Source organism: Bradyrhizobium arachidis (assembly GCF_024758505.1).
GTDB lineage: Bacteria > Pseudomonadota > Alphaproteobacteria > Rhizobiales > Xanthobacteraceae > Bradyrhizobium > Bradyrhizobium manausense_C.
This window is the reverse complement of record NZ_CP077970.1, coordinates 1249430-1274609: the sequence shown is the minus strand read 5'-3', so window position 1 is coordinate 1274609 and position 25180 is coordinate 1249430. Positions and strand designations below refer to the sequence as shown.

Genomic DNA, 25180 nt, shown 5'->3' with positions numbered 1-25180 from the left:
TGCCCCTTACGAACGAGAGGCCGACAGAGTGCATCAATCACCGAGCCAAAAGTGCTTTTCGAGAGATACACTCAATATTTCCAAGAAGCGGCGCTCAGCGATGCAGTCCAGCTTGATCTTGTCTTTTTTTAGGACACGACAGCCCTTCCGCGGGGGCATCAAAGCTTGCCCAGATTCCCACAGCCAACCACAGCAACGAATAGAAACGTTCGAGCCACGATTTCAGATTGACCATGCGGCTTGACCGATTCCAGAGAGTCAACCGGCCACGCAAATGAGGTTGACGCAAGCCGCGACCCCAGTCATTTCGGTTGAGCAGCTTCGGGCCAATCTGCGAACTCCATCTCGAATCGACGAGAGCCGACGGGTTTGGTCGTGAATTTGACGGTTTTTCCGGAGAGAACCGCCAACGAGCCGGATGCGAATTTGAACACCGTCTTACCGGTAGCTGCGATACCGGCGGCCCTGTTGTTCTCCATGACCGAGGAGCCGTCCCCCTCCAAGAGCTGACCGACCGCATATCCTTCGAGCGCGCGGTGAACGTCGAGAGAAGCCAAGTACCTCCCTTTCTCACTGTCCCATTCGCTGACCGATATCGACGTGATTCCTGCGTCCTTCAACAGCCCATCCGCAATGCGGCAGGTATATTGAAGGCTGACAATGATGTGCCCATTTCGATCACCTACCGGCTCTCGATCGGTTCCGTCTATGGTGCAGTCGTAGCGTCGGATTGAGTCCGCGAGCGCCCCCCCAGTCAGCCCGAGCAACCCGAAAGCAGAACATAGGACAATAGTGAGAAACGGTTGCTTCATTTGCCGATGCTTTCGCGGACATGTCTTCGCAAGAACGTACAACTTGACGCAAGGTCCGATTCAAGCTCCTTCGATCTGCTGTTGTGTGGACTCATGCTGACCTCGGCCGTTGTCGATACAGAACGGCTGAGAGACGCGCGCAAGGCTGAACTGTAACGAAAGCTTGATGGCGCTCGGGCGCCACCGCAAATCCTCCTACACAATATCGACGCAGCTAGAAATTTACGCAGCTAGGAAAGAGGGACCCGCACGCTTACACGGGATCGGACTTCTCCGGCCCTTCAACAAGTGGCTCTACGTCCGAGCAAACCTCCTTCGCCAGGCTGTGTCCCTTTGCCAGGCGTCGGCCCAATGCTTCTACAAATGAATCGTAGCGCTCGCGTCCTTTCGCCTGGGCTGCTGGTTGCGCCGTGTCAGGTAAAGGCGGAGTCGCTGTCAGCCAAAACCGGACGAACAGGGCTAGCGCTTCGTTCGAAATCGTGACGTGGCGTTCAAGCCGCTCGAGTTGGCGGGTCAGCCGGTCCAATCGCCGGCTGAGCGCCGCCTCCATTCGCTCCGAATTGTCGGGCGACAAGAACGTGGAAAGCGCCGTCTCCACAATGAGAGCCTGAGCCACCCGCTTGCGGCTGGCATAGTCAGCGAGCTGAATTGCGAGTTCCGGCGGCAGACGAAAGGTATGCTTGGTCCGCATGTCCTCAGCTCAGAGATCTAGACCGTCGGCCGGATCCATTGCGGCCTGACGCGCAAGACTTGAAGTCTGTTTGCGAAGAACGCCGGCGCGCTGAACCTCATCGTCACCTTCCTCATCGGCAAACTCGAACTCTGCCCTTTCCGGGCTGCGGTCGATCTCCACCTCTTCATGCTCGCCGAGCTCCGGTTCACGCCGAATGCCACCATTGGCGGGATCGCTGCTGGAAGTACTGGGCTGCTTCTCTGTGGACCGCTCCTGTTTGGTCCCGGAGGCGCTTGGCAAAGGCAGCCTGCTCCAGTCGTCGTGCGGCGATTGGATGGCACCTTCACTGTTACCGGGCCGAGCCGGAGGGAGTACCCGTTCACGCAGCCGTGGATCTTCGTAGTACCGTGCCTTGTTGGCTCGGATCGGCGGCCAACCCGAGACCAATACTAATTCATCGTCCGATGGCAACTGCATGACCTCACCGGGTGTCAGCAGGGGTCGTGCCGTTTCCTGCCTGGACACCATCAGGTGCCCCAGCCAGGGGCTCAACCTGTGACCAGCATAATTCTTCATGGCGCGCAGTTCGGTCGCCATTCCGAGGGCCTCCGAGACACGTCTTGCGGTTCGTTCGTCATTCGTCGCAAAGGCGACGCGGACATGACAGTTATCGAGAATGGAATTGTTCGGGCCGTAGGCCTTTTCGACCTGGTTTAGGGACTGGGCGATCAAGAAGCTCTTGAGGCCGTAACCCGCCATGAACGCCAGCGCAGATTCGAAAAAATCGAGCCGGCCCAAAGCAGGGAACTCGTCGAGCATCAACAGAACGCGATGCCGGCGTGCCTCGGCGTGGAGATCTTCTGTGAGGCGGCGTCCGATCTGGTTGAGGATCAACCGCACCAGCGGCTTGGTTCGGCTGATGTCTGAGGGCGGCACAACGAGATAGAGCGTTGTCGGTCGCGCCGCCTCCACGAGGTCGCGAATACGCCAATCGCTGCATCGCGTGACCCGCGCCACCACCGGATCGCGGTACAGCCCGAGAAAGGACATCGCGGTCGACAACACTCCGGAGCGCTCGTTTTCGCTCTTATTCAGGAGCTCGCGCGCTGCGGACGCAATGACGGGATGCGGACCGACATCGCCGAGGTGCGGCGTTGTCATCATCGCGCGCAGCGTCGCCTCGATGGGCCGCTTGGGATCGGAAAGGAAGTTGGCGACGCCCGCCAATGTCTTGTCGGGCTCGGCGTAAAGCACGTGCAGGATGCCGCCGACCAGAAGTGAGTGGCTTGTCTTTTCCCAGTGACTGCGTCGTTCTAATGCTCCTTCAGGATCCACCAAGACGTCCGCAATGTTCTGGACATCCCGGACCTCCCATTCTCCCCGACGGACCTCGAGCAGTGGGTTATAAGCCGCGGAGTTTCGGTTCGTCGGATCGAATAGCAGAACCCTTCCATGCGAAGAGCGAAAACCAGAAGTCAGAGTCCAGTTCTCACCCTTGATGTCATGGACGATGCAGCTACCCGCCCAGGTCAGAAGGGTAGGAACGACAAGGCCGACGCCCTTGCCTGATCGCGTCGGCGCAAAGCAGAGTACGTGCTCGGGCCCGTTGTGTCGAAGATAGTTGCGGTCGAACCGCCCGAGGATGACGCCATCCGGTCCGGTAAGCTGCGCTGATCGAAGTTCGTAAGGAAGCGCCCAACGCGCAGAGCCGTAGGTTGCGGCCGTCTTCGCCTCTTGGGCTCTCCAGATCGACATGGCAAATGCGACTATGATCGAAATGATGCCACCCGATGCTGCGATGCAAGCCCCCTCAGTGAATATCATTGGGGCATAGGCGTCGTAGGCATACCACCACCAGAAAAACGCGGGCGGCAGGTACACGGGATTGCCATATCCGAGCTCAAACCAAGGTTGCCCGAGTTGCGGCTGGAATCCGAGTTTCCAGGCGACCCACTGAGTTGCCGCCCAGGTCGTCATGAGCACGATGGCAAGGACAAGAATGATTTGGCCCCAAAGGACCTTCGTCGTAGACATGGCAAGCGTTCATCAAACCCTGCCAGCGTTGATCCACAATGCTAAATTTGCGCGAGCGTAGAAATGGCGGCGTTCGCGTGAGCAGAATGATCTTGGGCCTGGTGCTTCGCGGCAATCTGCCGACCATTCCCATCGTTCTCCGATGCAGATTCTCTTCGCTATTGTGGGCAGGATCGCCGGACATGGCAGCGGCCTCGGCTGCTGCTTTTCTGGGCTGTCCCCGCGCAATGCTTGCCGGTTAATCCGATGAGGCACGCCGCACCAAGCTATAGCCCTAATCCTCGCTTGCGGCCCAGCTTCCATTCGACTCTGCCGCCAGGGGTCATACTGCCAGATAGTTCCTTTCCGAGATGCTGTTCCAAAGCTGGCCGCCAGGGCACCAACTCAAAGCCGAGCCCATCGTCGATCATGACGAAACGTCCCGAGGCAAGCGTCACGCGCTGACGGTAGATTCCGGTCACATCATCGCCCTCAGTTGAGGGCCGATAGGCAAGTCCTGTGACGGCAGAAAGCTTGACGGTCGCTGCGTGCAGCTCGCGCTGCTGCAAGGTCGCGAGCAGGTCGCGTGCAAACACGATGCGCTGTCCGTTGCGGTGAACAAGACCTTGGCCAACGAGGTGATCGAGGCGCGCATCCATTGCGGACCGCACCTCGGCGCCGAACCCGCCCCCGCTGAGCGGCGGATTTTTGGCGAGAAGCTGGCGGTCGAGCCAGGTAGCGCCCTTCGCGGTCACCTGCTCCTCGATCGACAGGTCCGAGCGAACGGCGAGTGACATGCGACGTTGTCCGTTTCCATCGGTGTAGGCGCGCAGCTCGACGATAGCGCCGGCTGGCGCATCGCCCGTAAATTCAAGATCGTCGAACCGGAGGTGATGAGCTCGACCATCGATTCCTGCGACGATCGCATAAGCCGTGCCCTTCAATTCATCATCCAGACCGCGTTGAACCAGACGGCCAAGGACGGGATCGGTGGGTTCTGCTCCGTGCAGGGCGAAGGTGGCGATGTCCGCCTCCCGGCCCTCGGCACTCATCGCCCGATGCATGGTTTTGATGATGTCACCGCGCGTGCCGAGCTGGCGAAGGGTCTGCTCGAGCCCCGGTTTCAAATTCCAGCAGGCAGGCCCTGTAGGTTCGGCGAGGCCTAGTCGTTCGAGCTTGGCCGCCCTGCCGAGCAGCAGCCGGCGCAGCTCAGGATCCTCACCCTTGCGTCCGGGCCTGAGGTCCGCCACGCCAGCGCAGTCGTCGCAGATGTCGCGCAGCGCTCGGTCAAGGCTGGTCCAGCGCTCAGCCTCGACCTCCCGGTCAAGGCTGGTGCGAACCTCGTGTTCGCTACGGGGCCCAAGCTCAAGGGTAACGCGGTCGGCGGCGCGATCGCGGAGACCGCGGCTGATGTACTCGCGGCTGATCACGAGGTCTTGTCCGTCATCGGCACGGCCACGTATCAGGAGATGGACATGCGGGTTGTCCGTATTCCAGTGATCGACCGCAATCCAATCGAGCTTGGTCGCGAGATCTATTTCGACATCGCGCAGAAGCTCGCGCGTAAATGCCTTTAGGTCACCTAGCGCCGCGCCGTCTTCAGGCGAGATAATGAACCGGAAATGGTGACGGTCGCCCTCGCAGCGCTCGGCGAAGCCCCGCTCGTCGGCTGCATCAGAGCTCGCGTCAAACATCGCGGCATCCCGGCCATCCCGCGTAACGCCCTCACGTTTAAGATAGGCGACATGCTTGGCCAGTGGCGCCGAGCGGAATCGCGTTCCCCGATGGCGTACGACGCGCGCCTTCGTGACCACGCGCCGGGCGTTCGAGCGCAAGCGGATCGAGATTGCCGCACGCCGGCCGCGGCCAAAGCTCGAGCGGCCGCGGTCCGAACCTGATTGAAAGTTGTTGCCAACGTGTCCGGCCCTCTTAGCGGCACGCATGACCTGTCCGACGAAGGTTTGCGGCCGCCTCGCACCGCGGTTGCCGTGGTCAATGCGCCCGGGCCGGACGCGCAGGTCATCGTCGCGCATTGTCATGGCGCAAAAAAGACTCCCTACCGTTGAGACGGCGCAATGACGGTTGATTTCGTTGGAGTAGTTTGCTGAACGGCTGGCAGGAGCAGTTGCGCCGCTGCTAAATTGTCCAATCCAACCAACCACAACGGCCGGACCGACGGCCGGCCTTTTCCCTTGCCATCCGCGGTCGGTTAGCCCCTGCACCTTCCCCAGGACTCTCCAACTCGCGACAACGCGCGACGAAATGCGATTGGGATCATTGGAACTCCGCTTCGGCTGATCGCTGCACAAAGAGCCGGCTCGCGCCCGGTTCGAGCGTGAGCGCGCCCATGTTTGGAGAGCTTTTTGGGCTATTCATGAAACCCAGAGCGGATGTCGATCTGGCATCAACCCAGGAGCCGTCGGAGCGGTCAAAGAATAATGCTGCCTGCCGCCACGGAACTGTTTGTCGTATGCCCACAGTCGCATGCTCGTGCTGTTTGATGCCAATCAAGCGTACGAGCCTGGCAACGTAAATCTTTGTTTCCTGAGGAAGTGGTCGCCCCGTTGCGAGATATGCCTGGTAGCGCTTTGGACCAGCGTTGTAAGCTGCGAGAACTCCCTCAGATCCAAACCGGTCGAGCATCTCGCGAAGGTAGGCCGTGCCTGCGAGAATGTTGTCGTGCGGGTCAAAGGGATCGACACCGAGATCGTAGCGAGTCCTTAGCTCGACCCAGGTCTGTGGCATGATTTGCATGAGGCCCAACGCGCCCCGGGAGGAAACGGCGCCTACATTGCCGCTGCTCTCGACTTGCAGCACGGCCCGAATCCAGTGCTCCGGGAGCGCAAAGCGTCGAGAAGCTTCAGTCAAGAAGGCAGTGTATGAATCGGCATGCGGAGAGCTCAGCGAGTGCGCACCGAGCGCCGGTATTGCCGTCTCCGCCAAAGCGTTCGACGGCAATTGAAGAACCAGCGAAGCTCCCACCAGCCAGACTGCCATTGCATGAATTAAAGCGCAGGTGCTTGGGCTCGAGCACGCTGTGGGTAGCAGGTCCGGCCGCTGAGCGTGAGGGCCTCGGCGACAGGCACCGCGCACGATGGTTTTCAGAAATCTGGCCGGGACGGAGCAGGAGCGTTGTGATCCATCGACCAGCGAAACTGCATATCCATGAAGTGGGCGGAGCAAGTTCAGTCTCCCTCTGTCCACACCGGTAGGGCTTGTCCGATGACCGCGGATGCTGGAATTGGCCCGAAGTAACGCCCATCGAACGAGTCGGCCGACTGCCAGTTCATGAGAAAGACTTCATCTGACGCTATGAGGCGGCATCCGAGCCATACCGGCAGCGGCCGGCCACGCGCATCGCGCTCCCGCGCCAGTCCCATTTCGATGCTATCGACGGAGATGGTGCGGCCATTTCTGCAAACAGTTTGTCCCGGCAACGCCAGGACGCGCTTGAGCATGGGAACGCCGATCGGCAGATACCCATTCAAGTCCAGGAAGCTGGCAAGTGGCTCGGGCGGCCGAACTGCCACAAGCTCAGTGACAGTCAATCGCCCGGCTGGCTGTAGACGATAAAGACCGATCGGGACGCTCTCTGAAGCGTTCCAGATGTACGATGGCGTCGCCTCTCCGCCGGGCCAGATCACGAGAGCTACCGATCCGCAGATTGCTAAAGCAATCATCAGCCGTCTCATTAGAGCCCTCGCTTTCGACGGCGCAGCCAGGACTGATGGCGCGCCTGAGTGTAGGTTCGCGGGGTCTCGCTGACAGAAAGACGGTTATGAACATGATGCCAGTAATCCGGCGCAGCATCGGCGGGATTGATCCCAAGTGCCTCCACTGCATCGATCAATTGCAGTGTGCGCTCGACTTTTGCCCATCCTGATAACCGCAGCAGGCTCTCTCCGCCAGGAAGGACCCAGGGGACCGTTGAGTATCGCTGCCGTGACGAGGCGGCGCGTAAAATGTCGATGCGGGACAGAACGGTTCCAAAATCATTGGATGTCCACCGCACGAACGCAAAAATGCTTCCGGTCGCAAATGAAAGAACGCGCCGGTGTCGGTCAATGATCTTTTCCGATACCGGCCGACCGAAGCGAATGCGATTCTCGATCCGCCCTTTAAGCCACAGGAGTTCAACTGTTGTGAGATCGCTCATCCGACGGCCCCTTTGTCCGGAGACGTCTCTGGGCCGCGCGTACCAGCGGTTATCCTTCGGAAATGGCCAACAACGAGGATGGCGGTGGCGAAACCGTTGTGATGAAACGTCGTTAGGCGCCGCTCGGAAAGCCTTGCGACCGTCGCCTCGCTCATCGCGGGCACATAGCTCTGACATGTTAGCAAGAATCCGAAGGATTCCTGGTTAGCAGAGTTACGGGCGCGAAAAGCGATTGCACAGCAGAAGGTTAGCCGTAATTTCCGTCCCCGATAGCACGAAGGTCCGGTCCCCGATGGCACGAAAGTTCTGGGCCCTGATAGCACGATGCAATTCACAGGTTTTCCCCCGACTGAGAGATGCGCCCGCGCCTTTGCAGCCGTTCTGCATTGGGACGGACCTGAAGTGGCGCGAAGCTCAATCGCTCCACACCGTTATTGTCACGCGTGATGACCAGCCGATATCCGGGCAGAGTCTGACCATAGACAATCTGGCGCAGGTCGTAGGCAAAGTGTTTGAGCGGGGATAGACTGCCCGACTTGGCATGAAGGTGGACGAAATCAAAGCTCCAGCCCCCTGCTTGACGGCCGCCATGTTTGCGCACGAGGCGATAGAGCCAGCGCTCAAATCCGCCCGTCAGATCGAAATAAGCGCGGTCGATCGTCAACACCAGCGCTTCATCCAGAACAGCCGTGTAGAACCAATCCGGCAAGATCAGCTCAATTCCGCAGGCGCGGCCGTGCAAGTCGGTTGTCTCGCGCCATTCATTGATCCAGGAGAAGCGATGCCGCCGGCGCTCGGTCGGCTGGCGAATCGAGGTCAGGACCGTTGTTGATTGTAGCCGGTCGAGCGCAGCCTTGAGGCGCTCATAGTCGCGCACGCTGGTGCCTCGGCCTGCAAAGGTCAGGATCTCGTAGGGGGTGGCGGCCATCAACCTGGACGTTTTCAGGCCGGCGTCGCGAGCTTCGACAATCTGCGAAGCCGCCCAGATCAAAACGTCCGCATCCCAAATCGTCGCCATGCCATGTTCCGGCACTGCCTCCACACGAATCGTAATTGTCCCAGCGCGGAAGTCGATCGGCACAACTCGTTTCGATTTTGCCAACGAGAAGAACGGATAGGCCATCAAATCTTGCGCGTCGCGCGGGGCCAGATCGCCGCGCAATGAGCGAAACAGATCGAGTTGACCGCGCTCCGAATGACGTCGCCCAGGGGCAGAGGATTTGCCGTCCGACATGAGTCAGCGCCGCTCCTTGCCCGCATACGGAATGGGTGCGTGGCGCTTTGCGGGCAGTACCGTGCCTATGCCTGGATCGCTGGTCGATTTCTTGGCTCCGCGATCCACCCACGCTTTTAGGTCTTCGAGCGCATAAACAACGCGACCGCCGAGCTTGCGATAGATCGGCCCCGTGCCATAGGTACGATGCTTTTCCAGAGTTCGGCCAGACAGGCCGAGAAATCTCGCCGCTTCAGGGGTGCGCAAGTATCGCGGCGGCAAGCCGGCAGTCGGATCGGACATTCGAGAAGCTCCGTGCTCGTCTGGAGGGCGAGCGAGTCTGATCGCGCGCCGACGAGCATCATGGCGGAGTAGAAACGCATAGGGGGATGCCGAAGATACAGGGATGATTTTCGGCACTCCTGCTCGGTTCCTTCCGATATGACAAGAGCACCAATGGTCGGCCCCACACATCAGCGCGAAATGGTTTGCGCAAAGCGATAGTCGCGCCTTTCGTGGGTTTAGAGGCCGTTGGAATCGTTCCCGGCCCGAATAGCAGTTCGGGGGATGACGTGGTAACGCGTCAATCTGTCCATCGAAGGCGCGCCACCAACGTCAATCCTTCGCGACACAGGGAAAATGAAACATAGATTCTGGTTGACGGTAATGATTGCACGCCACAGACGGTATGAGGCGCCTTTGCGGATCTCGAAATCTGCAACGAGCGGCAGTTTGGCTAAATAGTTGCACGGAATTGCCGTGCTGTTTCAGAAGACGGATGACGTTGACCCGAGTTGGCATCTATCCACTCGGTGAATGCGGGTCATCAAAACTATCGATTTTTTCTGATGCTAGAAATGAGGGATAACAATCTCGGCCCGAAGTACCTAAGGTTTATCAGGATGGGTTGTCATCTTCGCCCTAGGATCTGCAGCGAGCATCGGCCGGGGCGCAAGCCCATTGCAATCGCCTTCCTCAAAGGACGACGTGACCCCGATCGTGCCATGCGGCACATTCCTCTTGGTCGTGTCAGCGGCTATTTCCGATAAACACAAGTATAGGTTTGCCGCACCTCTCCGTATTGATATTGCTCAGCTGCTTGCAACTGGGCGAACGTTGGGCTGTTTCGGATCCGCAACGAAGTGGTCGCTGCAGTGCAGCGGCCTAGCAAATGGGTCGAACTCATGGCAGCTGAATCGTTGCGGAACATGCATAGGCCATCTTGACCACAAATGGATGCCACGCGATGCAAATCTACCCTCTGCGACACTGAACGATCGTACGTATCGCCTATAGGGTGTGCGCGCTTGGGCCGGACCGGACTCAGGCAGGACTCACGCAGCAGAAGAATCAAAGCCTGATCCCATTGTACTTCATTGGACTTTGTCGTCGGATGAACCCATCCTCCTGGATGACAAGTCGTGTGGGGATGGACACAGTTGAAACGCATCTCGAGCGCATTGCTGGTGGGCTTCTTTCGATCGGATGAAGGGGGCAGAACGACCGCTTTGTCCGTCCAAGATAGGAACGGGAATGACGAGCCAGGATATAAACCATTCGCCTGCAGTATGCTTTCTTCTAGGTCTTCCCCGCTCGGGGACGACACTGCTGGCGCATCTGCTTCAGCGGCACCCGGCTATTATGGCTCCGCCTGAGCCCTGGCTGATGTTGGCACTTGAGGCATTTGGTCGGGTCGACCACCGTCACTCGGCCGGGGCGTCACTGGTTCAGGCCGCGACCTCCGAATTCTGGGCCGGATAGATCGAACGAGCGTCACTCGCGCTTTTGCCGATGCAGCTTACGGCCAGTATTTGGCAGCCGCTGGCAAGCGCACCCTGATAGACAAGACTCCGCGGTATTGGATGGTGCTCGATTTTCTGGATTCCCTCTATCCGGATACGCCGCGAATTGTTCTGATGCGCAATCCCTATGCCATTGCCGCTTCATTGAAATCGACGTGGGGCGTCCCGCTTCTGTCGGCAAGTTCCCCGTCCGCGGTCGCAGCGTGTCTCGCCGATATCGTTCTGGGACGGCCTACGCCCGCGATCGCATCTTCTCTTGCCGATCTCGTCCTGGGTCTGCCTGCGCTTGCGGCGTACCGCAGTCGGTCTCAGACGCAAGTGGTGCAGTACGAAGTCCTTGTGGCGCATCCTGACGAGGAAATCCGCCGCGTGCTTGCCGGCCTTGGTTACGCTCCGGCCGAGATGTCATCGGCACCGTTGGAGCAAACGGACTATCTCCGGTCCAGCACTTTCGGTGATCGAAAGATCTTAGGGAAAAAAACCATCGACAATCGCTCAGTCCAGGCTTGGCAAACCGAATTGAGCATCGAAGAGATGCAGGTAGTGACCGATCTGGTTGGGGTCCAGCTTTTGATAGAGCTCGGCTATGAGCAGGACCTTCGGTTCGCAGAACAAGCTGGCGTTATAGATAAGGGCCCGGAAGTCACCGAAGGCTATCGGCAGCTATTTCGAAGTTGCTGGGATTTCCTGGAGGGCAAGACGGGAGGGTTTGACACTGGCCGGCAAGCTGGAGAGAACTTCCCCTTGGCTTTCGGCCCCTCGATACTTCTGCAAGCGCAACGTCTGGCCGAATCCAAGAGGGAGGAGAATTTGCGGGTCGCAGATTCAATTGCTGCACAGTTGACCGACGCGCTCACGGCTTCGAGGGCCGCTTTGGCAGGTGGCCATTCGTGACGGCGTGATGAAGTTGAGAGGCAAGTCCGTGCAGACCGCTTGATTTCAGAGGCAACTCGAGGCGCAGCTTCAGCCCTCATGCGCAAGCAACATGAAAGCGGAGAACGACAAATTGCGGCATTTGACGCATAGATGGCCGAGATATCCGGCACAGATCAGAACAATTGCTAACTTGCTCTCGTCCGGATTTGGTGATCTCCGGGCGCCCACGCCATGCACAAGCCGTCCTTCCATACTTGAACTCGCGAAATTCAGCGAAAGGCAGCAGAGGCAGCGCCATCCAGCATCGGAAGCCATGACCTCGGTTGCCATACACAACCCCAAACTGGCCACCGTGGCGTCAGAGTAGACGTTCGCATACTCAGGCGAGATGAACCCGGTGTGGCGACAAGCTGCCGACGTCTCTGCAGGGGCTGCCCAAGACTTATATCATAGTCCGGTCATGACGGCGCGATGAAGTACTTTCAAAAGTGGCGAAGAATCTTCAACACCCTTTTCTGCTCCTTGCGAGATCAAGGACGGAGCAATGCGCGGTAGCCGTCGCGCATCAGTGCCAAACCGGCCTGAACCAGGCGGATAATTCGGCTTCGTAGCTCGTGGGTTTTCCAGACCCGCTCAGAGATGCGTCGTTGGCCAAACAGTACCTCTGCGATGGCACGATAGGAGGCGCCGTCCATGTGCCCATCAAGGGCGCGCAGGCTCAAGGCCAATCGCTCACGCTGTTGTGCCGTTATTTGGCGAAGCGGAGGTCCTGGCGGACGGCCCTTGATTGCACGCCACAATCGACATGAGGCGTGCGCGCGAATCTCGAAGTCCGCGTCCTCCAAGGGCAGTTCGATAGCATAAGCGGCACCCAACCGCGGCGCTTGCTTCAGCCACAGGTGATGCTGGGTTCCGTCAATGCGCAATACAGCATGCCAACCATCATCTGCCTGTCTGATGCTGTCCGATGCAAGATCGGCACGCTCAAGCTCAGCGGCAAAGCCGTCCGAACCGGGCGCGCTTTCAACGATCGGTAGCACTGAAGGCATAGCCTCCGGCGCCCAGAAGATGGTCTGCTCCTGAAAAGACCTCTGCGGGTCATGGGCGAAAGCAGAGGCCCCATCTCCTCCGAAACTCAGGGGTCACTTGCCCGTGTTTCGAGAGCGTGTCTCGGTAGTCAGCTTGATATTGAGGATTGCGACGGAGGCTTTCCCAAGCGAAATCCGACATCTCGCCGGCTGTGACGCTCTGATACGACTGAGGTGAGCGCCAATCGAATTTAGACACCGCTGTGATCTCCCGCCAAAGCAAAATTGCGGCGCAGTGTCTATAAAGCCCTGGGTTGTTGCGGAAGTCCCGAATTGTGCATCACACGTGATGCACGTAATCGATCACGCCATCAACGAGAAATTATTCCCTCCGGCGCAACCCCGGCGATAGATTTTTGCTATTTGGGATCGCCAATGCGAAGCAAGTGGCCGTAGCCGTGGACAGCCATCCACTTTGCGCGAGCCAAATGGCTGTCGTATGCATTGCGAGCGCGGACGGGCTCGCATTCAGAATCAAGATGCAACACGACCCGCACGACGTCTTTCCAGTCGGCGCCATCCGCCTCAGCATCGAGGAGGCGCCAATACGTCACCAGATGCTGCTCGTCGTAGGTCGTCAGCACCGACTCATTCGGCACGACGTCTGCGATCTCTGGATCTAACGCCAATTTTTTCATGTGGGCTCATGCGGCGAGTGCGTTGACTTTATCTGACGAACTTACTGCAATAGGTTGGCTATAGCCAGTGGTTTGATGGTCCACCAAATGGCTGCTTTAGCGCATGAAAGCTCGTGCGCTTGTGGCCTGGAATGTGCGAAGGATCCGTGTGGATCTCGGTATTCCGCAGGAGCAATTGGCTTACGATGCGGGGATTGACCGCTCATACATGAGCGGCGTTGAGCGGCAAAAGGAGAACCCCACCATTGATCTTCTCGATCGGATCGCTCAAACGTTAGGTGTTCATTTATCTGAGTTCTTTGTTCAACCACCCAAAGGAGCGACGTCTCAAAAGACATTGCGCAAAGGCCGCAAACCGGCACGTTCACGTCACAAAAAGAAGCAGGCACTGTTCGCATAAATTCGCGCGGATAACATAGCAATTTGGCCGAAACTTTGAATGGCTGCGGGAGTGTCGCATCCCGAATGGCTCGACCTTGCAGATCGGAGGCATGGCCGGCACCGATGCGAAGGTTATGGGGGCTTTGATGACGAAGTCGACAATCATTGTGTCCAGGTGTTGGCTCGGCGATCCTGATTGCCGCGATCAACGCTGGCATCAATATATCGATGCCCGCAAGTCCACCTTACGGGTATCAGCAAACGCCGACGGATGCCGCGCGCAACAGTTTTGCTGAGTCGTTCGGCCGCGTCGCCGAACAGACGATCAATGTCGCTCATCAAGCCGGCGTTCTTCCAGATTACTTCCCTCGCCGCGACCTATCGGTTCAGACCGAGCCGCCGAAGCCGATAGTCGAGTTGCGCTCGGCTGATCCTGAGCGCGCGTGCGGCAGCCGAGACGTTGCCGCCGGTCCGCGCCAGAGCCGCCTCATAGGTGGCACGTTCAACATCCGCAAAGGACGCGCCAGGATCGGCTGATGGCGCAGCAGGCGCCTCAGGCTGGGCGCCGTCTGCATGGAGCGGCATCCGTCCGAGCCGTCCCTCGCTCGTGAGCTGGATCGAGAACGGTGGCAGCAGCTCGGAGCCGCTGAAGAGATGGCCGAGGTCGATCACACCCCGATCGTCGGCATAGACCACGCCGCGCTCGATCAGGTTCTGCAATTCGCGGATGTTGCCGGGATAATTGTACTTGAGCAGCGCATCGGTTGCGCGCCGGCTGAAGCCGGTGAGACGCCGGCTATGCCGCGCGCAGTAGAGGTTGAGGAAATGCGCCATCAGGAGCGGAATGTCGTCGCGGCGGTCGCGCAGCGGCGGGATCGCGATCGGAAACACGCAGAGGCGGAAATAGAGATCCTGCCGGAAGCGGCCGGCCGCGACTTCCGCCCTGAGATCGACATTGGACGCCGCGACCACTCGCACATCGAGAGAGATGGTCTTGATGCCACCGACGCGCTCGATCTTGCGTTCCTGTAGCGCGCGCAACACTTTGCCCTGCGCCGAATAAGTCAGCGAAGCGATCTCGTCCAGGAACAGCGTGCCGCCCGAGGCGCGCTCGAAATAGCCCGCGCGTGAAGCGATGGCGCCGGTGAAGGCTCCTTTCTCGACACCGAACAATTCGGATTCAACGAGCTGCTCCGGGATCGCGGCGCAGTTGATGGCGACGAAGGGACCGGCACTGCGCCGGCTCATCGCGTGCAACTGACTGGAGAACAGCTCCTTGCCGACGCCGGACTCGCCGACGAATAGCACGGTCGCATCGGTGGCGGCGACCCGCTCGAGCTGGCGCCGCGTGCGAACGAAGGCGGCTGACACACCAACAGCGACATCGCTCTTGGCATCGACTTCCGCAAGCGCCGCCCCTTCGGCAAGGGGGACCTTGGTCGCGGGGTGAAGCGGGCGACTCTTCCATTCCAGACCAAAATATTGCCGCTCCGGCGCGTCGCTCCAAGCGTCGGCGTGCTGACCGATGATCACGCAGCGCGGCGCGCCCATGGCAGCGCATTCGACCTCGCGAAAGATAACGGGCCTGCCGAACAGCTCTGTGGTGTAACCGGAGGGATAACCGACTTGGAGCCAGCACACCGGCTCGGTGGCAAGCCCGTAGCTCGCAACATGCTCGGCAGCTTCCGATGAATCGTCCCAGTAGAACTCGCCGAAATAGGTGCCCTTGTCGCGGTCAAACTCGAAGTGCCGCGTCGTGACCTTGACGAAGCCTTCCAGCGTGTGCACCCGCGGTCCGGCGGCTAGCGCGTGCGTCAGGTCTTCATGCGGAAAGCGCTTCTGGATCAGCGCGGCGTCGCGCGCGCCCTGCATGTAGCCGACACGCATGAAGATCGCCTTGGCAGTCTCCATGCCGAAGGCGTCGATGATCTCGGCGCGCAGCCGTCCCAGGACCTGCGATTGCATCAACACCATGCGCTGGTCGTTGAGCCAGATGCGACCATCGCCGAGCGCGAAATGCAGGGACTCCGCGAGGTCATCGAAGGTCGGCGGAGCGCCGGTGTGAAGCTCGCTGCTCGCGCCGCGACTAAGAATTTGCGCCGAGCGGCGCGACGCCTCGGCGAGCGAAATCAGGGACTCCTTGTCGGGCATGCCGGCCTTCGATTTCACCAAATCATGAAATCGAGCCTAGAGGGATTTCACGATTCCATAAAGAGATTTGAGCGAGGGCGCGGGCCGCGATGCGCCCGCGCTGGTTCGGTATCGCCCCCCATCTATTTGAAATGATTTGATAATTAGTCACATCCAGAGCCCTTGCCGGTGATTAGAACCCGCGTGGCATCGGCCTTGCTATTCCCCCGGATTAAGGGAGGAAAACGAAAACAAGAGGGCCGGCCCGCAGTCCCGAGCACATCGGATGGATCTCATCTGCGTCCGGGTCACGACGATCTTACGCATCGCCGGCGTGCGCTCTTGCGACTGTTTTCCTCCCCCATGCCGCAGGCATCGCGCCGTGCGGATCGGCAACAACAGCCCGCGCTGGCGGGGGACACTGGAGGATCTTTGATGAACACGCAGGCTCACAATTTCATCGCCATCGAGCGATGGCAGGGCAAGGCATTCCTTGGCGAATGGTCGGCGACCGGCGGCGGCGTGACCGATGTCAGCGATCCCGCGACACGCGCTGTGCTCGGATCGGTCGGCATCGGCAATGCCTCTGACATCGCGAAGGCCGCATCAGAGGCGCGGCTCGCACAGCCGGCCTGGGCAGCCAGGCTGCCTCAAGAGCGCGCCGCAATCCTCAACAGGGCGGCCGACCTCCTCGAGCGCAATGCCGAGGAGCTGATGGGCTGGATCATACGCGAGAGCGGGTCGATCCAGCCGAAGGCGGCAATCGAGATCGAGCACGGCGCCGGCTTCGTGCGTCATGCCGCCGCCGTTGCGCTCGAGCCGAACGGAATCCTGCTGCCGTCGATGGAGCCGGGCCGCTCGAACACAGCCAAACGCGTACCGCACGGTGTCGTCGGCGTGATCTCGCCATTTAATTTCCCGCTGGTGCTCTCGATCCGCGCCATTGCGGCTGCGCTCGCGGTCGGCAATGCGGTCGTCCACAAGCCCGATCCGCGCACGGCTGTGTCGGGCGGCATCATCATCGCGCGCATCTTCGAGGAAGGCGGCCTGCCGCGCGGCGTGCTGCAGGTCGTGCCCGGCGGCGCGGACGCGGGCGAAGCCATGTGCGCCGATCCCAACATCGCGATGATCTCGTTCACCGGCTCAGCCGCAGGCGGCAGCAAGGTCGGCGAGGTGGCCGGCCGCAACCTGAAAAAAGTTCAGCTCGAGCTCGGCGGTAAGAATTCGTTGATTGTGCTCGACGATTCCGATCTCGATATCGCGGCGTCCAACGCTGCCTGGGGGGCATTCCTGCACCAGGGGCAGATCTGCATGTCGACCGGTCTCGTGCTGGTGCAGAAGAACATCGCCGTAGGGCTGGCAAGCCGCATCGCAGAGAAGGCGCGGCATCTGCCGGCCGGCGATCCCTCGTCCGGCCGTGTTGCGCTCGGACCGATCATCAGCGACGCTCAGGTCGCGAAGATCCAGTCCATTGTCGACGATGCGGTGGCCAAGGGCGCGCGGCTACTCGCCGGCGGCGTGCATGACGGCCGCTATTATCAGGCGACGGTGCTCGCCGACGTGAAGCCCGGCATGCTTGCCTTCGAGGAGGAGATCTTCGGCCCGGTCGCCTGCCTCGTCAGCTTCGAGACCGACGATGAAGCGGTCGCGCTCGCCAATCGCTCCGACTACGGGCTTGCCGCCGGCGTCATCTCCGGCTCGATCGCGCGCGCCCGCGCGGTCGGCGAGCGCTTGCACGTGGGCCAGCTCCACATCAACGACCAGACGGTGAACGGCGGTCCGTTCGCGCCCTTCGGCGGCCGCGGCCGCTCCGGCAATGGCAGCCGCGTCAGCGGCCCCGCCATCTGGGAGGAGTTTACACAGTGGGTCTGGACCTCCGAGAAGCCGCAGGCAACGCCCTACCCGTTCTGATCTTCCGCATGGCGTCCGGCGCGCACTGCGCCGGATGCCACGCTCCCAATCCCCTCATTCCCTGTCCGGAGATCCCACAAATGAAAATCCGTGCCGCCATCGCCCGCGAAAAGGGCGCGCCGCTCAGCCTCGAAAGCGTCGACCTTGAAAATCCACGCGCTAACGAAATCCTGGTCAAGGTGGCCGCGACCGGCGTCTGCCATACCGATCTCGTCGTGCGCGACGGCATGCTGCCGACGCCGCTGCCCGTCGTGCTCGGCCATGAGGGAGCCGGCGTCGTCGAAGCCGTCGGGGCCGCCATCACCAAGGTGAAGCCGGGCGATCACGTGGTGATGACGTTCAATTCCTGCGGCGCCTGCCCAAGCTGCCGCGACCACGCGACGACCTATTGCCACGAATTCTTCCCGCGCAATTTCTTCGCGACGCGCGTCGACGGCAGCAGCGGCCTTTCCAAGGACGGTGAGAGCATCAACGGCAACTTCTTCGGCCAGTCCTCCTTCGCAACCCACGCGCTCTGCCATGAAGCCAATGTCGTGAAGGTGCCGAGCGATGCGCCGCTCGAGCTGTTGGGACCGCTGGCCTGCGGCGTGCAGACGGGCGCCGGCGCGGTCCTGAACGCCTTGCGCGTTTTGCCCGGAAAATCCTTTGCCGTGTTCGGCGCGGGCTCGGTCGGCCTGTCGGCCCTGATGGCCGCGGTCGTCATCGGCGCGACCACGATCATCGCGGTCGACACCAAGCCTTCGCGGCTGAGCGTCGCCAAGACGCTTGGCGCGACGCACACGATCGATCCGACCGAGGTCAATCCGGTCGAAGAGATCATGCGGATCACCGGCAGCGGGCTGAATTTCGCGCTCGACACGACCGGCCTTCCCGCCGTGATCCGCAGCGCGGTGGAAAGCCTCGGCCCGCGCGGCGCCTGCGGCATCCTGGGGGCTTCGGGACCCGATGCCGAGATCGTCCTCAACGAAACCCACTTCATGAGCGGCGGCCGTCGTCTGATCGGCATCGTCGAAGGCGAGTCCAATCCGGACATTTTCATTCCGATGCTGATCGATCTCTACCGACAGGGGCGCTTCCCCTTCGACAAGCTCGTGAAGTTCTACTCGCTCGACGAGATCAACAAGGCCATCCACGCCTCGGAAACCGGCGAGGTCATCAAACCGATCGTGCGAATGACCTGAGACAGATGCGAACGAACAGCAATCAAGCAAACAACATGAGGAGGAAACCATGACCACACGACGTCAATTCCTGAAGAGCACGGCCGCCGGTGCAGTGGGCCTGAGCCTCAACGGGCGCAACCGGAGCGCATTCGCAGCCGCTGACGATGTCATTCGGATCACGCCGAGATAGGCGCGCCGTACGGTCGGATCGGCCATCACCGCAGCCGGATCGCGCGTTTCGGCGTGGGGTCTCGACCCTAATCGGCGTGGGAGCCCGACTAATCAGATTCAATGCGATCAATGACTTGATGGGGTCCCGAAGGCGCCGATGGGGGGCATTTTTCGATCAGCGTTCACACACTGTAGTCACCTCGTTCGAGCTCGCAAGGACACTGGTGCCTAGTTTACCCGAAAGGAATCTTGCAAAGCGCCTCCCAAAACAGCAAAGCGAAATTAAGAGGATCCAGTCGATTGTGATTGATCCGTCCGTCTTGACGACGCCTTTCTGCCGGCGCGAAAGAACGCCCCGCCCGATGAGATCGGACGGGGCGCTGGCAGAGCGAGGCTTACTCGCCGGTCTTGCGCGGCCGTGACCAGAGCAGCGTGTAGCCTTCGCCGGCTTCATCGTCGAACAGGTTCGCGTAGATGGGCGCGTTGAACGAAGGGTCATCGAGCTTGAGCGAGAGGTAGTCGCGGCCTTCCTCGGAGCGCTTGGACCAGGCTGCCCCGATTTCCGCCCGGCCCACATAGACGCGGTGGCTGGGAGCGTTCTCGTTTGAGCGGTTGGCCTCAGGGACGATGCGGACGCCCCTGGCCTGCAGACTCAGCGTGACGATCTCACCCTGGAAATCGTTGCCGACCTTTTTGAAAGAACCGATGCTAGCCATGTCACTTCTCCTTGAGTTGTTTCGAGCCCCGCGACCACCGCGGCCTCGATGGCGATCTGAGAGCCGAAGACGATCGGCGACGCACCCGCCTTTTCGCGGGCCGGAGCGTTAAGCGGAGGACGCCGACGGGAAGACTTTCTTGTCTCGCGAGGAATGGGCGTTAGCCCAGGGGAAGAAAGTCTCAACCGGCGGCGTTGCGGCTCAGACGATCGAGGCGCAGCCGGTCTTCGGCCAGATCAAGCCAACGAAGGCGAGGTGCGTCCGAGCGCTGAACACAGACTTAAGCGGAAGACCTGGCAGAGCTCGACTTGCAACACAAGAAGGCAACCGGTTTCGAGGTAGAGAAAGAAAGAGCGTGCGGGAAACGGCGACATTGTCACTGAGAAAAAGCCCCCGACCGAGCCTCTCCCATTGACCCCTGACAGGGCCGATGAGGCCGGCACAGCCGTGGTCTAGGGGAACGAAGACCGCCGCCCTATTCAGAAGCTTTTCGATGACCGGGGCCGCCCGAAAAGAAAGCAATCCCAGACATAGCGGATCAGGGCCGGTTAAGGCGGACTTTGCTCGCCACTGCGCATTTGGCGATTGCGGCGAGCCGAGAGTCCGCTCGATGTAATCGGGCTGGTACTTATCCGTTATCCGAATGACTCCTCCGCGGGCCACTCGCACCGTGTCCGGCATGCATCAAGGGCCAAGACGAGCGGCAGGCCGCCCTTGAGCGTGCAGGCCCCGTTGCAAGTGGCTGGGCATCGCCTAGCCGCAGTCCCGGCATAGGCGCCGGGGGCACTACTTACTGACGAGCCCGAAGATGAGCTCGGCAAGCGGCTTATCATCGCCACCGAAGCTTTCAATCATAGCGCCTATCACCGCTTCCGGATCAAGACGCTCGATGTCGAGAGGGTGACCGGTAGTATCGGCGAGCAGCGTCAGGAAGGTGAGCTGTGTGCTCGATGCTCTCCGGATAGCAGAACATGCTGCCTCCCTTCGATATCCAAACTTTGCGGATTTTCCCCGCCCAGGCAAAGACATCTTGGAAGAGATGCTTGTGGATGGCCTTGTAGTGCGCGTAGCCCAACCTGCCGGAAGGCAACGGCTCTTCGGCCCGCTGTGCCGTGATTTCGGCCTCGAAGGCGTCCAGCTCGGTTTGCTTCCTGAGGTTCAGTTTGTTCTTGAGGACCGTCGTGCCCGGATAGCAGTACGGGTCTTCAACGGCGTCGTACATCGAAGTGGCTAGCTCTTCTTGTAGGCCTTGATGATTTCCCGGCGCCGCTCAGCTGCCGACAGCCCATCGCGGTCAAACTGGGCAACCCGCTTCTTCATGGCGCCCGAAGGCTTGATGCCTTCCACGGCGCTGATATTCGCGAAACGCTCCCGGCCAATGACCCGGTTGGCGGCGACACCCTTATTGGCAGCGGACTTCTTACGAATAGGCATGAACACATCCTACCACGAACAGGGTGTTTTGCACTCTGCGACCGTTGAGGGTGCGAAACCAGCGACGGCGTTGCTGGAATAGCGCGCTTCAACGAGTACGTAAGCTTTAAGGATACTATAGGCGAAGCGTAGTGGTGATTCGCACGTTCCAACCGATTTTAGCACGCTCTTCAGCACAAGCTAAAAAGAGCACCGAAAACCCAAGCAAACTAGGCTGCTTAGTGCTTGACAAGAGGACGCGTGAATTTTTCGAACGTTCCGGCAACGCGGTCGACCCGTGGACCGCCTCTTCGCCGCTCAGATCCGGGATTGAGCAGCCGATGATCTCCGGGGCGACGTCCTCCTGGGGCACGATGCAATTGTCAGCGGCTTTGCCGAGCGAACCGGGTATTTCCGGTCGTCTGGCCGGGCGCCGATCGGGATGAGGTAAACCGCCGTCGCGTGTGCCTTGCTGTTGACTCCCAAGGGCGCGTCCCGCCCGAGTAGATCGGGCGGGGGGCTGGTCAAGCGAGCCTTACTCGCCGGTTTTATGTGGCTTCGAGCCCAGCACTGCGAGCCTTGGAGGAACGACGCTAGTCTGGCGTTCGATCAGGCGTATCGATCGTTACACAACCGCTCGCCGCGCGCGACACGCAGGTGCAGACTTTGCTGTTCATCGCTCGCTCTTCACTGCTGAAGAACACGTCACGATGATCGACCTCAGCCGACGCCTCGAGGATCGGCAGCACGCAAAGACCGCATTCTCCGCGCCGGCAACCGAAGATCATGCCGACACCGGCATCTTCAAGCGCCTCCAGCATGGAACGATGGGCAGGGACGTCAATTTCCAGGCCCAATCGGGGAACCCTGATCTTGAACGGGGCGTCCGCGAAACCACCGGTATTGCCGAACGACTCGTAGCGGAGGTGCGTCGCGGGCCTGCCCGCTTGGTTCCAAAGCTGTTTGGCCGCCTCCAACATGCCGAACGGGCCACACACGTAGAGCTCACCACGCGCATCAAGTTGGGCGATCTCGCCGCGGATGTCGATCCGCTGTCCTTCTTCACCGACGAAAAGCTGAAGCCGTTCGCCGAGGTAAGTGGTCAGCTCGTCCGCAAGCGCGAGGTCGCGACGGCTGCGTGCGGCATAAAGCAAGCGAAAATTCGCGTTAGCTTGATTCAGTGCTAGCGCCATCGTGTAGATCGGCGTGATGCCGATGCCGCCGGCCAGCAGCAGGTAGTCCGGCCGGCCGTAGCTTAATTCGAAGCTGTTTCTGGGCTCGAAAATCGTGAGTCGTTCGCCCACCTTGAGGCACCACATGCCCACAGACCCGCCCCGGCTCGATGCGAGCCGCTTGACGGCGATGCGGTACAGTCCGTCCGCACAAGGTCCCACCAACGAATAGCTGCGAAGCTGCGGCCGCCCATCGGTCGGTACAAGGACGTCGATGTGACCGCCCGGCGTTACCTTGCCCAACGGGCGGTCGGGCTCGATCTCGAAAAGACGGACGTCAGGAGTGAGATCGCGAGTGGCGCGAAGGCGTGCACTAATCCGTTCCATCGGCTTGGCCATGACTTTTCACTCACTCGGCCGCAACGTCCGCGGTTACGCGGGCCTGTTCGTCGGCCATCATTCCGTCTATCAGCCGCCGTGCCCAGAGCGCGCCCGCGTCGATGTTGAGATCGTAAAAGGGCGAACGCGGGTTCTTGTCGATGGCAGCCTGCTGCGCCTCCAACACTCGGTGATCCTGATCGTAGACGCCTGCCCCACCATTGACATGGGCGAGCTGGAGCTCGCTCGTCAACTGCGCGTCATCCTTCCGATAATTTCGGACGAAATTCCAGAAATAGTGGCAGGTCGTCTCAGTTTCCGGTGAGATCGCCGCCAAGAACGCGCCGCTGACGCCTTGCGAGCGGTCGCCTTGCGGCGCGCCTGTATCTGTGAGTGCCACGCCTACGTCGCCGACGACCACCGATGGCGCCTGGAACGTCACGATCTGCCAGCGATCGACACGGCCAGGCCGTGCGAGCTGGCGGCCCCAGAACGGGGGCGGCTCGATATCGATCATCCAGCGCGTCATCGTCGCCGTGTTGCCCGTATGGGTCACCTCGAAGGGCGCAGCCGTGATCGCCTCGTCGCCGATGCTGCCGGCGTGCACATAGGTCTCGTGCGTAAGGTCCATCAGGTTATCGATCACCAGGCGATAGTCGCATTTCAGCTGATAGAACGTGCCGCCCTCGCCGACCCATTGCTTACCGTCGTTCCAGTGAAAATCCGGAATTTTGGCAGGGTCTGCCAGCGCTGGATCGCCGGGCCACAGCCAGACCAGACGATGCCGCTCAGCCACCGGATAGGCGCGCACGCAGGCAGACGGATTGATCGTCTTCTGCGCGGGCATGTAAGAGCAGCGGCCGGCCGAATTGAAGACCAGGCCGTGGTAGCCACACATGACGTCGTCGCCCTTGAGGTGTCCGAGCGATAACGGCAGCAGTCGGTGCCAACAGGCATCCTCCAGCGCCGCGACGACGCCATCAGTACGGCGGTAGAGCACGACGTTGTTGCCGCAAATGGTGCGGGCGGTTAGCTCACGGGCGATCTCGTGAGACCAGGCCGTCGCATACCAGGCATTGAGCGGAAAGGGTTTGGGTGCGTTCATGGTGCAGCTATCTCCATGTTTTGGTCGCTGGTCGCGGACTTGCCGTCTTAATTCCCATTTTCGAGCAGATTGCGTTGGCAATAGTTATGGGACAATCGGATAGAGTTGATACCCCTTATCTACTCTTTCGATATGGTGGTTGGGTTTCCGCAAGGAGGATCGTAAGAAGGATGGCAAAGGATCGGGATCCGCTCGCGATTGATTTTGCCGCGATCCGTACCTTGCGCCTGGTGTCGGAACTCGGCTCGTTTTCGAAGGCCGCCGAAGCGCTTGGTACGAACCAATCGACGATCAGCTACACCATGGACAGGCTGCGCGCGGCGTTCCACGACAAGCTGTTCGTGCGCCAGCACGGCGGCATCGCGCCAACGCCTCGCTGCGTCGAGATCGTTGAGTGTGCCAGCCGCCTGCTTGAGGGCTTCGAGGGCCTAATGCAGCCGGCGGATTTCGATCCCGCAAGCGCGTCCGGGCGGGTCACGATCGCTTGCAACTATTACGAACGCTCGATCATTTTGCCGCGCACCATCGCCGAGATCAGGCGCCGAGCGCCGCGCCTGGTGCTGGAGATCAAGACGGCGCGCGCCAAGGGCATGGCGTTTCTCAAACGCGGCGAGACCGATCTTCTCGTTGGCCCCTACGACGTTCAGGACGAGAGCTTCTATCATCGCCATCTTCTGGATGACCACTATGTGTGCGTTATGCACCGCAACCATCTGCTCGCCGGCAGGAGGTTGCGTATCGACGACTACGTCAAGGCCAACCACGCCGTCGTCACCTATGGAGGCGCCTGGCGCTCAGGCTATCTCAGAGGGCTCGATGAACGCGGCCTGTCGCTCAACCAGGTGGTCACGGTGCCGAGCATCTCCGATCTGACCCACATTCTCCCCCGCACGGATCTGGTCTCGACGGTGCCAAGCCGCATCGCTTCGAGCATCGCCAAATCCGTCGTAGCAACGTCATGTCCTTTCCCCGAACCGTTTCAAGTCGGCATGACTTGGACGTCCCGGACGCACCATTCCGCCGCCCACCGGTGGCTAAGGCAACTCATGGCCCGAATTGCCGGCACTCTGCCGTACAAGGCGGCTCTCGCCGTGCCCTTCGGGCGCAGTCGCGGCGGCGTCGATGCCGGGGCTTGAATCTTTGGGCCAGCCGGCATGCGGCTGTCTCCTTCTCCTGCTGAATTCGCACCAACCTCCGCACCTTCACTAGACCGCCAGCTTGCCGACCGCCACGAGATCAGTCGAGAGGAGACGCCTTCGCAGGTCCAGTGTTATGGTCGTTCCACCGCGCCGACCGAAACGAGAGAAACTGCGGTAGCGGGTGCCTTACTGTCGGCTTTGAAGAGCGCCGCGCCCGAGCAAATCGAGCG

The 25180-nt window shown here is 60.5% G+C and carries 25 protein-coding genes and 1 pseudogene; 8 read left to right on the top strand and 18 right to left on the bottom strand.

Annotated elements, in window-relative coordinates; translation table 11 throughout:
- Nucleotides 1-302: 302 nt before the first annotated feature.
- The 9 genes from KUF59_RS05870 to KUF59_RS05830 all read right to left on the bottom strand — a co-directional run bounded on the left by KUF59_RS05870 (nt 303) and on the right by KUF59_RS05830 (nt 9170).
- Entirely contained in the window at nt 303-812 is a 510-nt protein-coding gene (locus tag KUF59_RS05870) for a hypothetical protein (protein ID WP_258768688.1), read from the bottom strand.
- Between the two features lie 253 nt (nt 813-1065).
- Nucleotides 1066-1503, bottom strand: a complete 438-nt coding sequence (locus tag KUF59_RS05865) for a CopG family transcriptional regulator (protein WP_258768687.1) — start codon at nt 1501-1503, stop codon at nt 1066-1068.
- A gap of 9 nt (nt 1504-1512) precedes the next feature.
- Nucleotides 1513-3519 carry a conjugal transfer protein TraG gene (locus KUF59_RS05860; RefSeq protein WP_258768685.1) on the bottom strand — a complete coding sequence of 669 codons (2007 nt, stop codon included), beginning with the start codon at nt 3517-3519 and terminating at the stop codon, nt 1513-1515.
- Between the two features lie 266 nt (nt 3520-3785).
- On the bottom strand, nt 3786-5537 hold the full coding sequence (locus KUF59_RS05855) for a relaxase/mobilization nuclease domain-containing protein (RefSeq protein ID WP_258768684.1): 1752 nt from the start codon (nt 5535-5537) through the stop codon (nt 3786-3788).
- Nucleotides 5538-5772: 235 nt separating this feature from the next.
- On the bottom strand, nt 5773-6495 hold the full coding sequence (locus tag KUF59_RS05850) for a lytic transglycosylase domain-containing protein (RefSeq protein WP_258768682.1): 723 nt from the start codon (nt 6493-6495) through the stop codon (nt 5773-5775).
- A gap of 188 nt (nt 6496-6683) precedes the next feature.
- Entirely contained in the window at nt 6684-7190 is a 507-nt protein-coding gene (locus KUF59_RS05845; RefSeq protein WP_258768681.1) for a S26 family signal peptidase, read from the bottom strand.
- Nucleotides 7190-7654: a DUF2840 domain-containing protein gene (locus KUF59_RS05840; protein ID WP_258768680.1), complete on the bottom strand. Its 465-nt coding sequence runs from the start codon at nt 7652-7654 to the stop codon at nt 7190-7192. The genes KUF59_RS05845 and KUF59_RS05840 overlap by 1 nt, the downstream gene beginning before the upstream one ends.
- A gap of 331 nt (nt 7655-7985) precedes the next feature.
- On the bottom strand, nt 7986-8888 hold the full coding sequence (locus tag KUF59_RS05835; protein WP_258768679.1) for a replication initiator protein A: 903 nt from the start codon (nt 8886-8888) through the stop codon (nt 7986-7988).
- A 3-nt stretch (nt 8889-8891) separates the two neighbouring features.
- Complete coding sequence (locus tag KUF59_RS05830; protein WP_258768678.1) at nt 8892-9170, bottom strand: helix-turn-helix transcriptional regulator; 279 nt, start codon at nt 9168-9170, stop codon at nt 8892-8894.
- 1182 nt (nt 9171-10352) lie between these two features.
- Here KUF59_RS05830 and KUF59_RS44210 point away from each other — a divergent pair.
- Nucleotides 10353-10628, top strand: coding sequence for a sulfotransferase (locus KUF59_RS44210; protein ID WP_408918067.1), 276 nt, complete (start codon nt 10353-10355; stop codon nt 10626-10628).
- On the top strand, nt 10550-11563 hold the full coding sequence (gene noeE, locus KUF59_RS05825; protein ID WP_475647878.1) for a nodulation protein NoeE: 1014 nt from the start codon (nt 10550-10552) through the stop codon (nt 11561-11563). Before KUF59_RS44210 ends, noeE begins: the two co-directional genes overlap by 79 nt.
- 512 nt (nt 11564-12075) lie before the next feature.
- On the opposite strand, the gene KUF59_RS05820 is transcribed toward noeE, so the two are convergent.
- The 3 genes from KUF59_RS05820 to KUF59_RS05810 all read right to left on the bottom strand — a co-directional run bounded on the left by KUF59_RS05820 (nt 12076) and on the right by KUF59_RS05810 (nt 13271).
- On the bottom strand, nt 12076-12594 hold the full coding sequence (locus KUF59_RS05820) for a DUF2285 domain-containing protein (protein WP_258768677.1): 519 nt from the start codon (nt 12592-12594) through the stop codon (nt 12076-12078).
- A 49-nt stretch (nt 12595-12643) separates the two neighbouring features.
- Entirely contained in the window at nt 12644-12775 is a 132-nt protein-coding gene (locus KUF59_RS05815) for a transcriptional regulator domain-containing protein (protein WP_258769949.1), read from the bottom strand.
- A gap of 217 nt (nt 12776-12992) precedes the next feature.
- Nucleotides 12993-13271, bottom strand: coding sequence for a DUF2285 domain-containing protein (locus KUF59_RS05810; RefSeq protein ID WP_258768676.1), 279 nt, complete (start codon nt 13269-13271; stop codon nt 12993-12995).
- A 103-nt stretch (nt 13272-13374) separates the two neighbouring features.
- On the opposite strand from KUF59_RS05810, the gene KUF59_RS05805 reads away from it, so the two are divergent.
- A complete protein-coding gene (locus KUF59_RS05805) occupies nt 13375-13671 on the top strand; it encodes a helix-turn-helix domain-containing protein (protein ID WP_258768675.1) in 297 nt (98 codons plus the stop codon).
- A gap of 61 nt (nt 13672-13732) precedes the next feature.
- Nucleotides 13733-14015, top strand: a pseudogene (locus tag KUF59_RS05800) (TrbI/VirB10 family protein); the annotation flags it as partial.
- 15 nt (nt 14016-14030) lie between these two features.
- On the opposite strand, the gene KUF59_RS05795 reads toward KUF59_RS05800, so the two are convergent.
- Nucleotides 14031-15803, bottom strand: coding sequence for a sigma-54-dependent Fis family transcriptional regulator (locus KUF59_RS05795; RefSeq protein WP_258768674.1), 1773 nt, complete (start codon nt 15801-15803; stop codon nt 14031-14033).
- Between the two features lie 414 nt (nt 15804-16217).
- On the opposite strand from KUF59_RS05795, the gene KUF59_RS05790 reads away from it, so the two are divergent.
- From KUF59_RS05790 to KUF59_RS05780, 3 genes are all read left to right on the top strand, one after another.
- Nucleotides 16218-17693: a benzaldehyde dehydrogenase gene (locus KUF59_RS05790; RefSeq protein WP_258768671.1), complete on the top strand. Its 1476-nt coding sequence runs from the start codon at nt 16218-16220 to the stop codon at nt 17691-17693.
- A gap of 80 nt (nt 17694-17773) precedes the next feature.
- A complete protein-coding gene (locus KUF59_RS05785) occupies nt 17774-18874 on the top strand; it encodes an NAD(P)-dependent alcohol dehydrogenase (RefSeq protein WP_258768670.1) in 1101 nt (366 codons plus the stop codon).
- Nucleotides 18875-18923: 49 nt separating this feature from the next.
- The gene (locus KUF59_RS05780) at nt 18924-19046 is read left to right on the top strand and encodes a twin-arginine translocation signal domain-containing protein (protein WP_258768668.1); all 123 of its coding nucleotides are present in this window, start codon (nt 18924-18926) and stop codon (nt 19044-19046) included.
- Between the two features lie 376 nt (nt 19047-19422).
- On the opposite strand, the gene KUF59_RS05775 is transcribed toward KUF59_RS05780, so the two are convergent.
- The 5 genes from KUF59_RS05775 to KUF59_RS05755 form a co-directional block, all read right to left on the bottom strand.
- A complete protein-coding gene (locus tag KUF59_RS05775) occupies nt 19423-19743 on the bottom strand; it encodes a DUF736 domain-containing protein (RefSeq protein ID WP_258768666.1) in 321 nt (106 codons plus the stop codon).
- 877 nt (nt 19744-20620) lie between these two features.
- Nucleotides 20621-20965: a Fic/DOC family protein gene (locus KUF59_RS05770; protein WP_309500932.1), complete on the bottom strand. Its 345-nt coding sequence runs from the start codon at nt 20963-20965 to the stop codon at nt 20621-20623.
- A gap of 8 nt (nt 20966-20973) precedes the next feature.
- The gene (locus KUF59_RS05765) at nt 20974-21177 is read right to left on the bottom strand and encodes a hypothetical protein (RefSeq protein WP_258768665.1); all 204 of its coding nucleotides are present in this window, start codon (nt 21175-21177) and stop codon (nt 20974-20976) included.
- A 572-nt stretch (nt 21178-21749) separates the two neighbouring features.
- Nucleotides 21750-22727: a PDR/VanB family oxidoreductase gene (locus KUF59_RS05760; protein ID WP_258768662.1), complete on the bottom strand. Its 978-nt coding sequence runs from the start codon at nt 22725-22727 to the stop codon at nt 21750-21752.
- Between the two features lie 10 nt (nt 22728-22737).
- On the bottom strand, nt 22738-23811 hold the full coding sequence (locus KUF59_RS05755) for an aromatic ring-hydroxylating dioxygenase subunit alpha (RefSeq protein ID WP_258768661.1): 1074 nt from the start codon (nt 23809-23811) through the stop codon (nt 22738-22740).
- Between the two features lie 170 nt (nt 23812-23981).
- Here KUF59_RS05755 and KUF59_RS05750 point away from each other — a divergent pair, with 170 nt between their 5' ends.
- Complete coding sequence (locus KUF59_RS05750) at nt 23982-24947, top strand: LysR family transcriptional regulator (RefSeq protein ID WP_258768660.1); 966 nt, start codon at nt 23982-23984, stop codon at nt 24945-24947.
- The last annotated feature ends 233 nt before the right edge of the window (nt 24948-25180 follow it).

What these genes read in the sequence shown, in the direction of transcription:
- KUF59_RS05770 (WP_309500932.1), bottom strand. Translation starts at nt 20,965, where the DNA reads ATGTACGACGCCGTTGAAGACCCGTACTGCTATCCGGGCACGACGGTC.
- KUF59_RS05840 (WP_258768680.1), bottom strand. Translation starts at nt 7,654, where the DNA reads ATGAGCGATCTCACAACAGTTGAACTCCTGTGGCTTAAAGGGCGGATC.
- KUF59_RS05795 (WP_258768674.1), bottom strand. Translation starts at nt 15,803, where the DNA reads ATGCCCGACAAGGAGTCCCTGATTTCGCTCGCCGAGGCGTCGCGCCGC.
- KUF59_RS05790 (WP_258768671.1), top strand. Translation starts at nt 16,218, where the DNA reads ATGAACACGCAGGCTCACAATTTCATCGCCATCGAGCGATGGCAGGGC.
- KUF59_RS05755 (WP_258768661.1), bottom strand. Translation starts at nt 23,811, where the DNA reads ATGAACGCACCCAAACCCTTTCCGCTCAATGCCTGGTATGCGACGGCC.
- KUF59_RS05760 (WP_258768662.1), bottom strand. Translation starts at nt 22,727, where the DNA reads ATGGCCAAGCCGATGGAACGGATTAGTGCACGCCTTCGCGCCACTCGC.
- KUF59_RS05775 (WP_258768666.1), bottom strand. Translation starts at nt 19,743, where the DNA reads ATGGCTAGCATCGGTTCTTTCAAAAAGGTCGGCAACGATTTCCAGGGT.
- KUF59_RS05850 (WP_258768682.1), bottom strand. Translation starts at nt 6,495, where the DNA reads ATGGCAGTCTGGCTGGTGGGAGCTTCGCTGGTTCTTCAATTGCCGTCG.
- KUF59_RS05860 (WP_258768685.1), bottom strand. Translation starts at nt 3,519, where the DNA reads ATGTCTACGACGAAGGTCCTTTGGGGCCAAATCATTCTTGTCCTTGCC.
- KUF59_RS05830 (WP_258768678.1), bottom strand. Translation starts at nt 9,170, where the DNA reads ATGTCCGATCCGACTGCCGGCTTGCCGCCGCGATACTTGCGCACCCCT.
- KUF59_RS05810 (WP_258768676.1), bottom strand. Translation starts at nt 13,271, where the DNA reads ATGAAAAAATTGGCGTTAGATCCAGAGATCGCAGACGTCGTGCCGAAT.
- KUF59_RS05780 (WP_258768668.1), top strand. Translation starts at nt 18,924, where the DNA reads ATGACCACACGACGTCAATTCCTGAAGAGCACGGCCGCCGGTGCAGTG.
- KUF59_RS05845 (WP_258768681.1), bottom strand. Translation starts at nt 7,190, where the DNA reads ATGAGACGGCTGATGATTGCTTTAGCAATCTGCGGATCGGTAGCTCTC.
- KUF59_RS05870 (WP_258768688.1), bottom strand. Translation starts at nt 812, where the DNA reads ATGAAGCAACCGTTTCTCACTATTGTCCTATGTTCTGCTTTCGGGTTG.
- KUF59_RS05805 (WP_258768675.1), top strand. Translation starts at nt 13,375, where the DNA reads ATGAAAGCTCGTGCGCTTGTGGCCTGGAATGTGCGAAGGATCCGTGTG.
- KUF59_RS05785 (WP_258768670.1), top strand. Translation starts at nt 17,774, where the DNA reads ATGAAAATCCGTGCCGCCATCGCCCGCGAAAAGGGCGCGCCGCTCAGC.
- KUF59_RS05835 (WP_258768679.1), bottom strand. Translation starts at nt 8,888, where the DNA reads ATGTCGGACGGCAAATCCTCTGCCCCTGGGCGACGTCATTCGGAGCGC.
- KUF59_RS05855 (WP_258768684.1), bottom strand. Translation starts at nt 5,537, where the DNA reads ATGACAATGCGCGACGATGACCTGCGCGTCCGGCCCGGGCGCATTGAC.
- KUF59_RS44210 (WP_408918067.1), top strand. Translation starts at nt 10,353, where the DNA reads ATGAAGGGGGCAGAACGACCGCTTTGTCCGTCCAAGATAGGAACGGGA.
- KUF59_RS05820 (WP_258768677.1), bottom strand. Translation starts at nt 12,594, where the DNA reads ATGCCTTCAGTGCTACCGATCGTTGAAAGCGCGCCCGGTTCGGACGGC.
- KUF59_RS05765 (WP_258768665.1), bottom strand. Translation starts at nt 21,177, where the DNA reads ATGCCTATTCGTAAGAAGTCCGCTGCCAATAAGGGTGTCGCCGCCAAC.
- KUF59_RS05750 (WP_258768660.1), top strand. Translation starts at nt 23,982, where the DNA reads ATGGCAAAGGATCGGGATCCGCTCGCGATTGATTTTGCCGCGATCCGT.
- KUF59_RS05815 (WP_258769949.1), bottom strand. Translation starts at nt 12,775, where the DNA reads ATGTCGGATTTCGCTTGGGAAAGCCTCCGTCGCAATCCTCAATATCAA.
- KUF59_RS05865 (WP_258768687.1), bottom strand. Translation starts at nt 1,503, where the DNA reads ATGCGGACCAAGCATACCTTTCGTCTGCCGCCGGAACTCGCAATTCAG.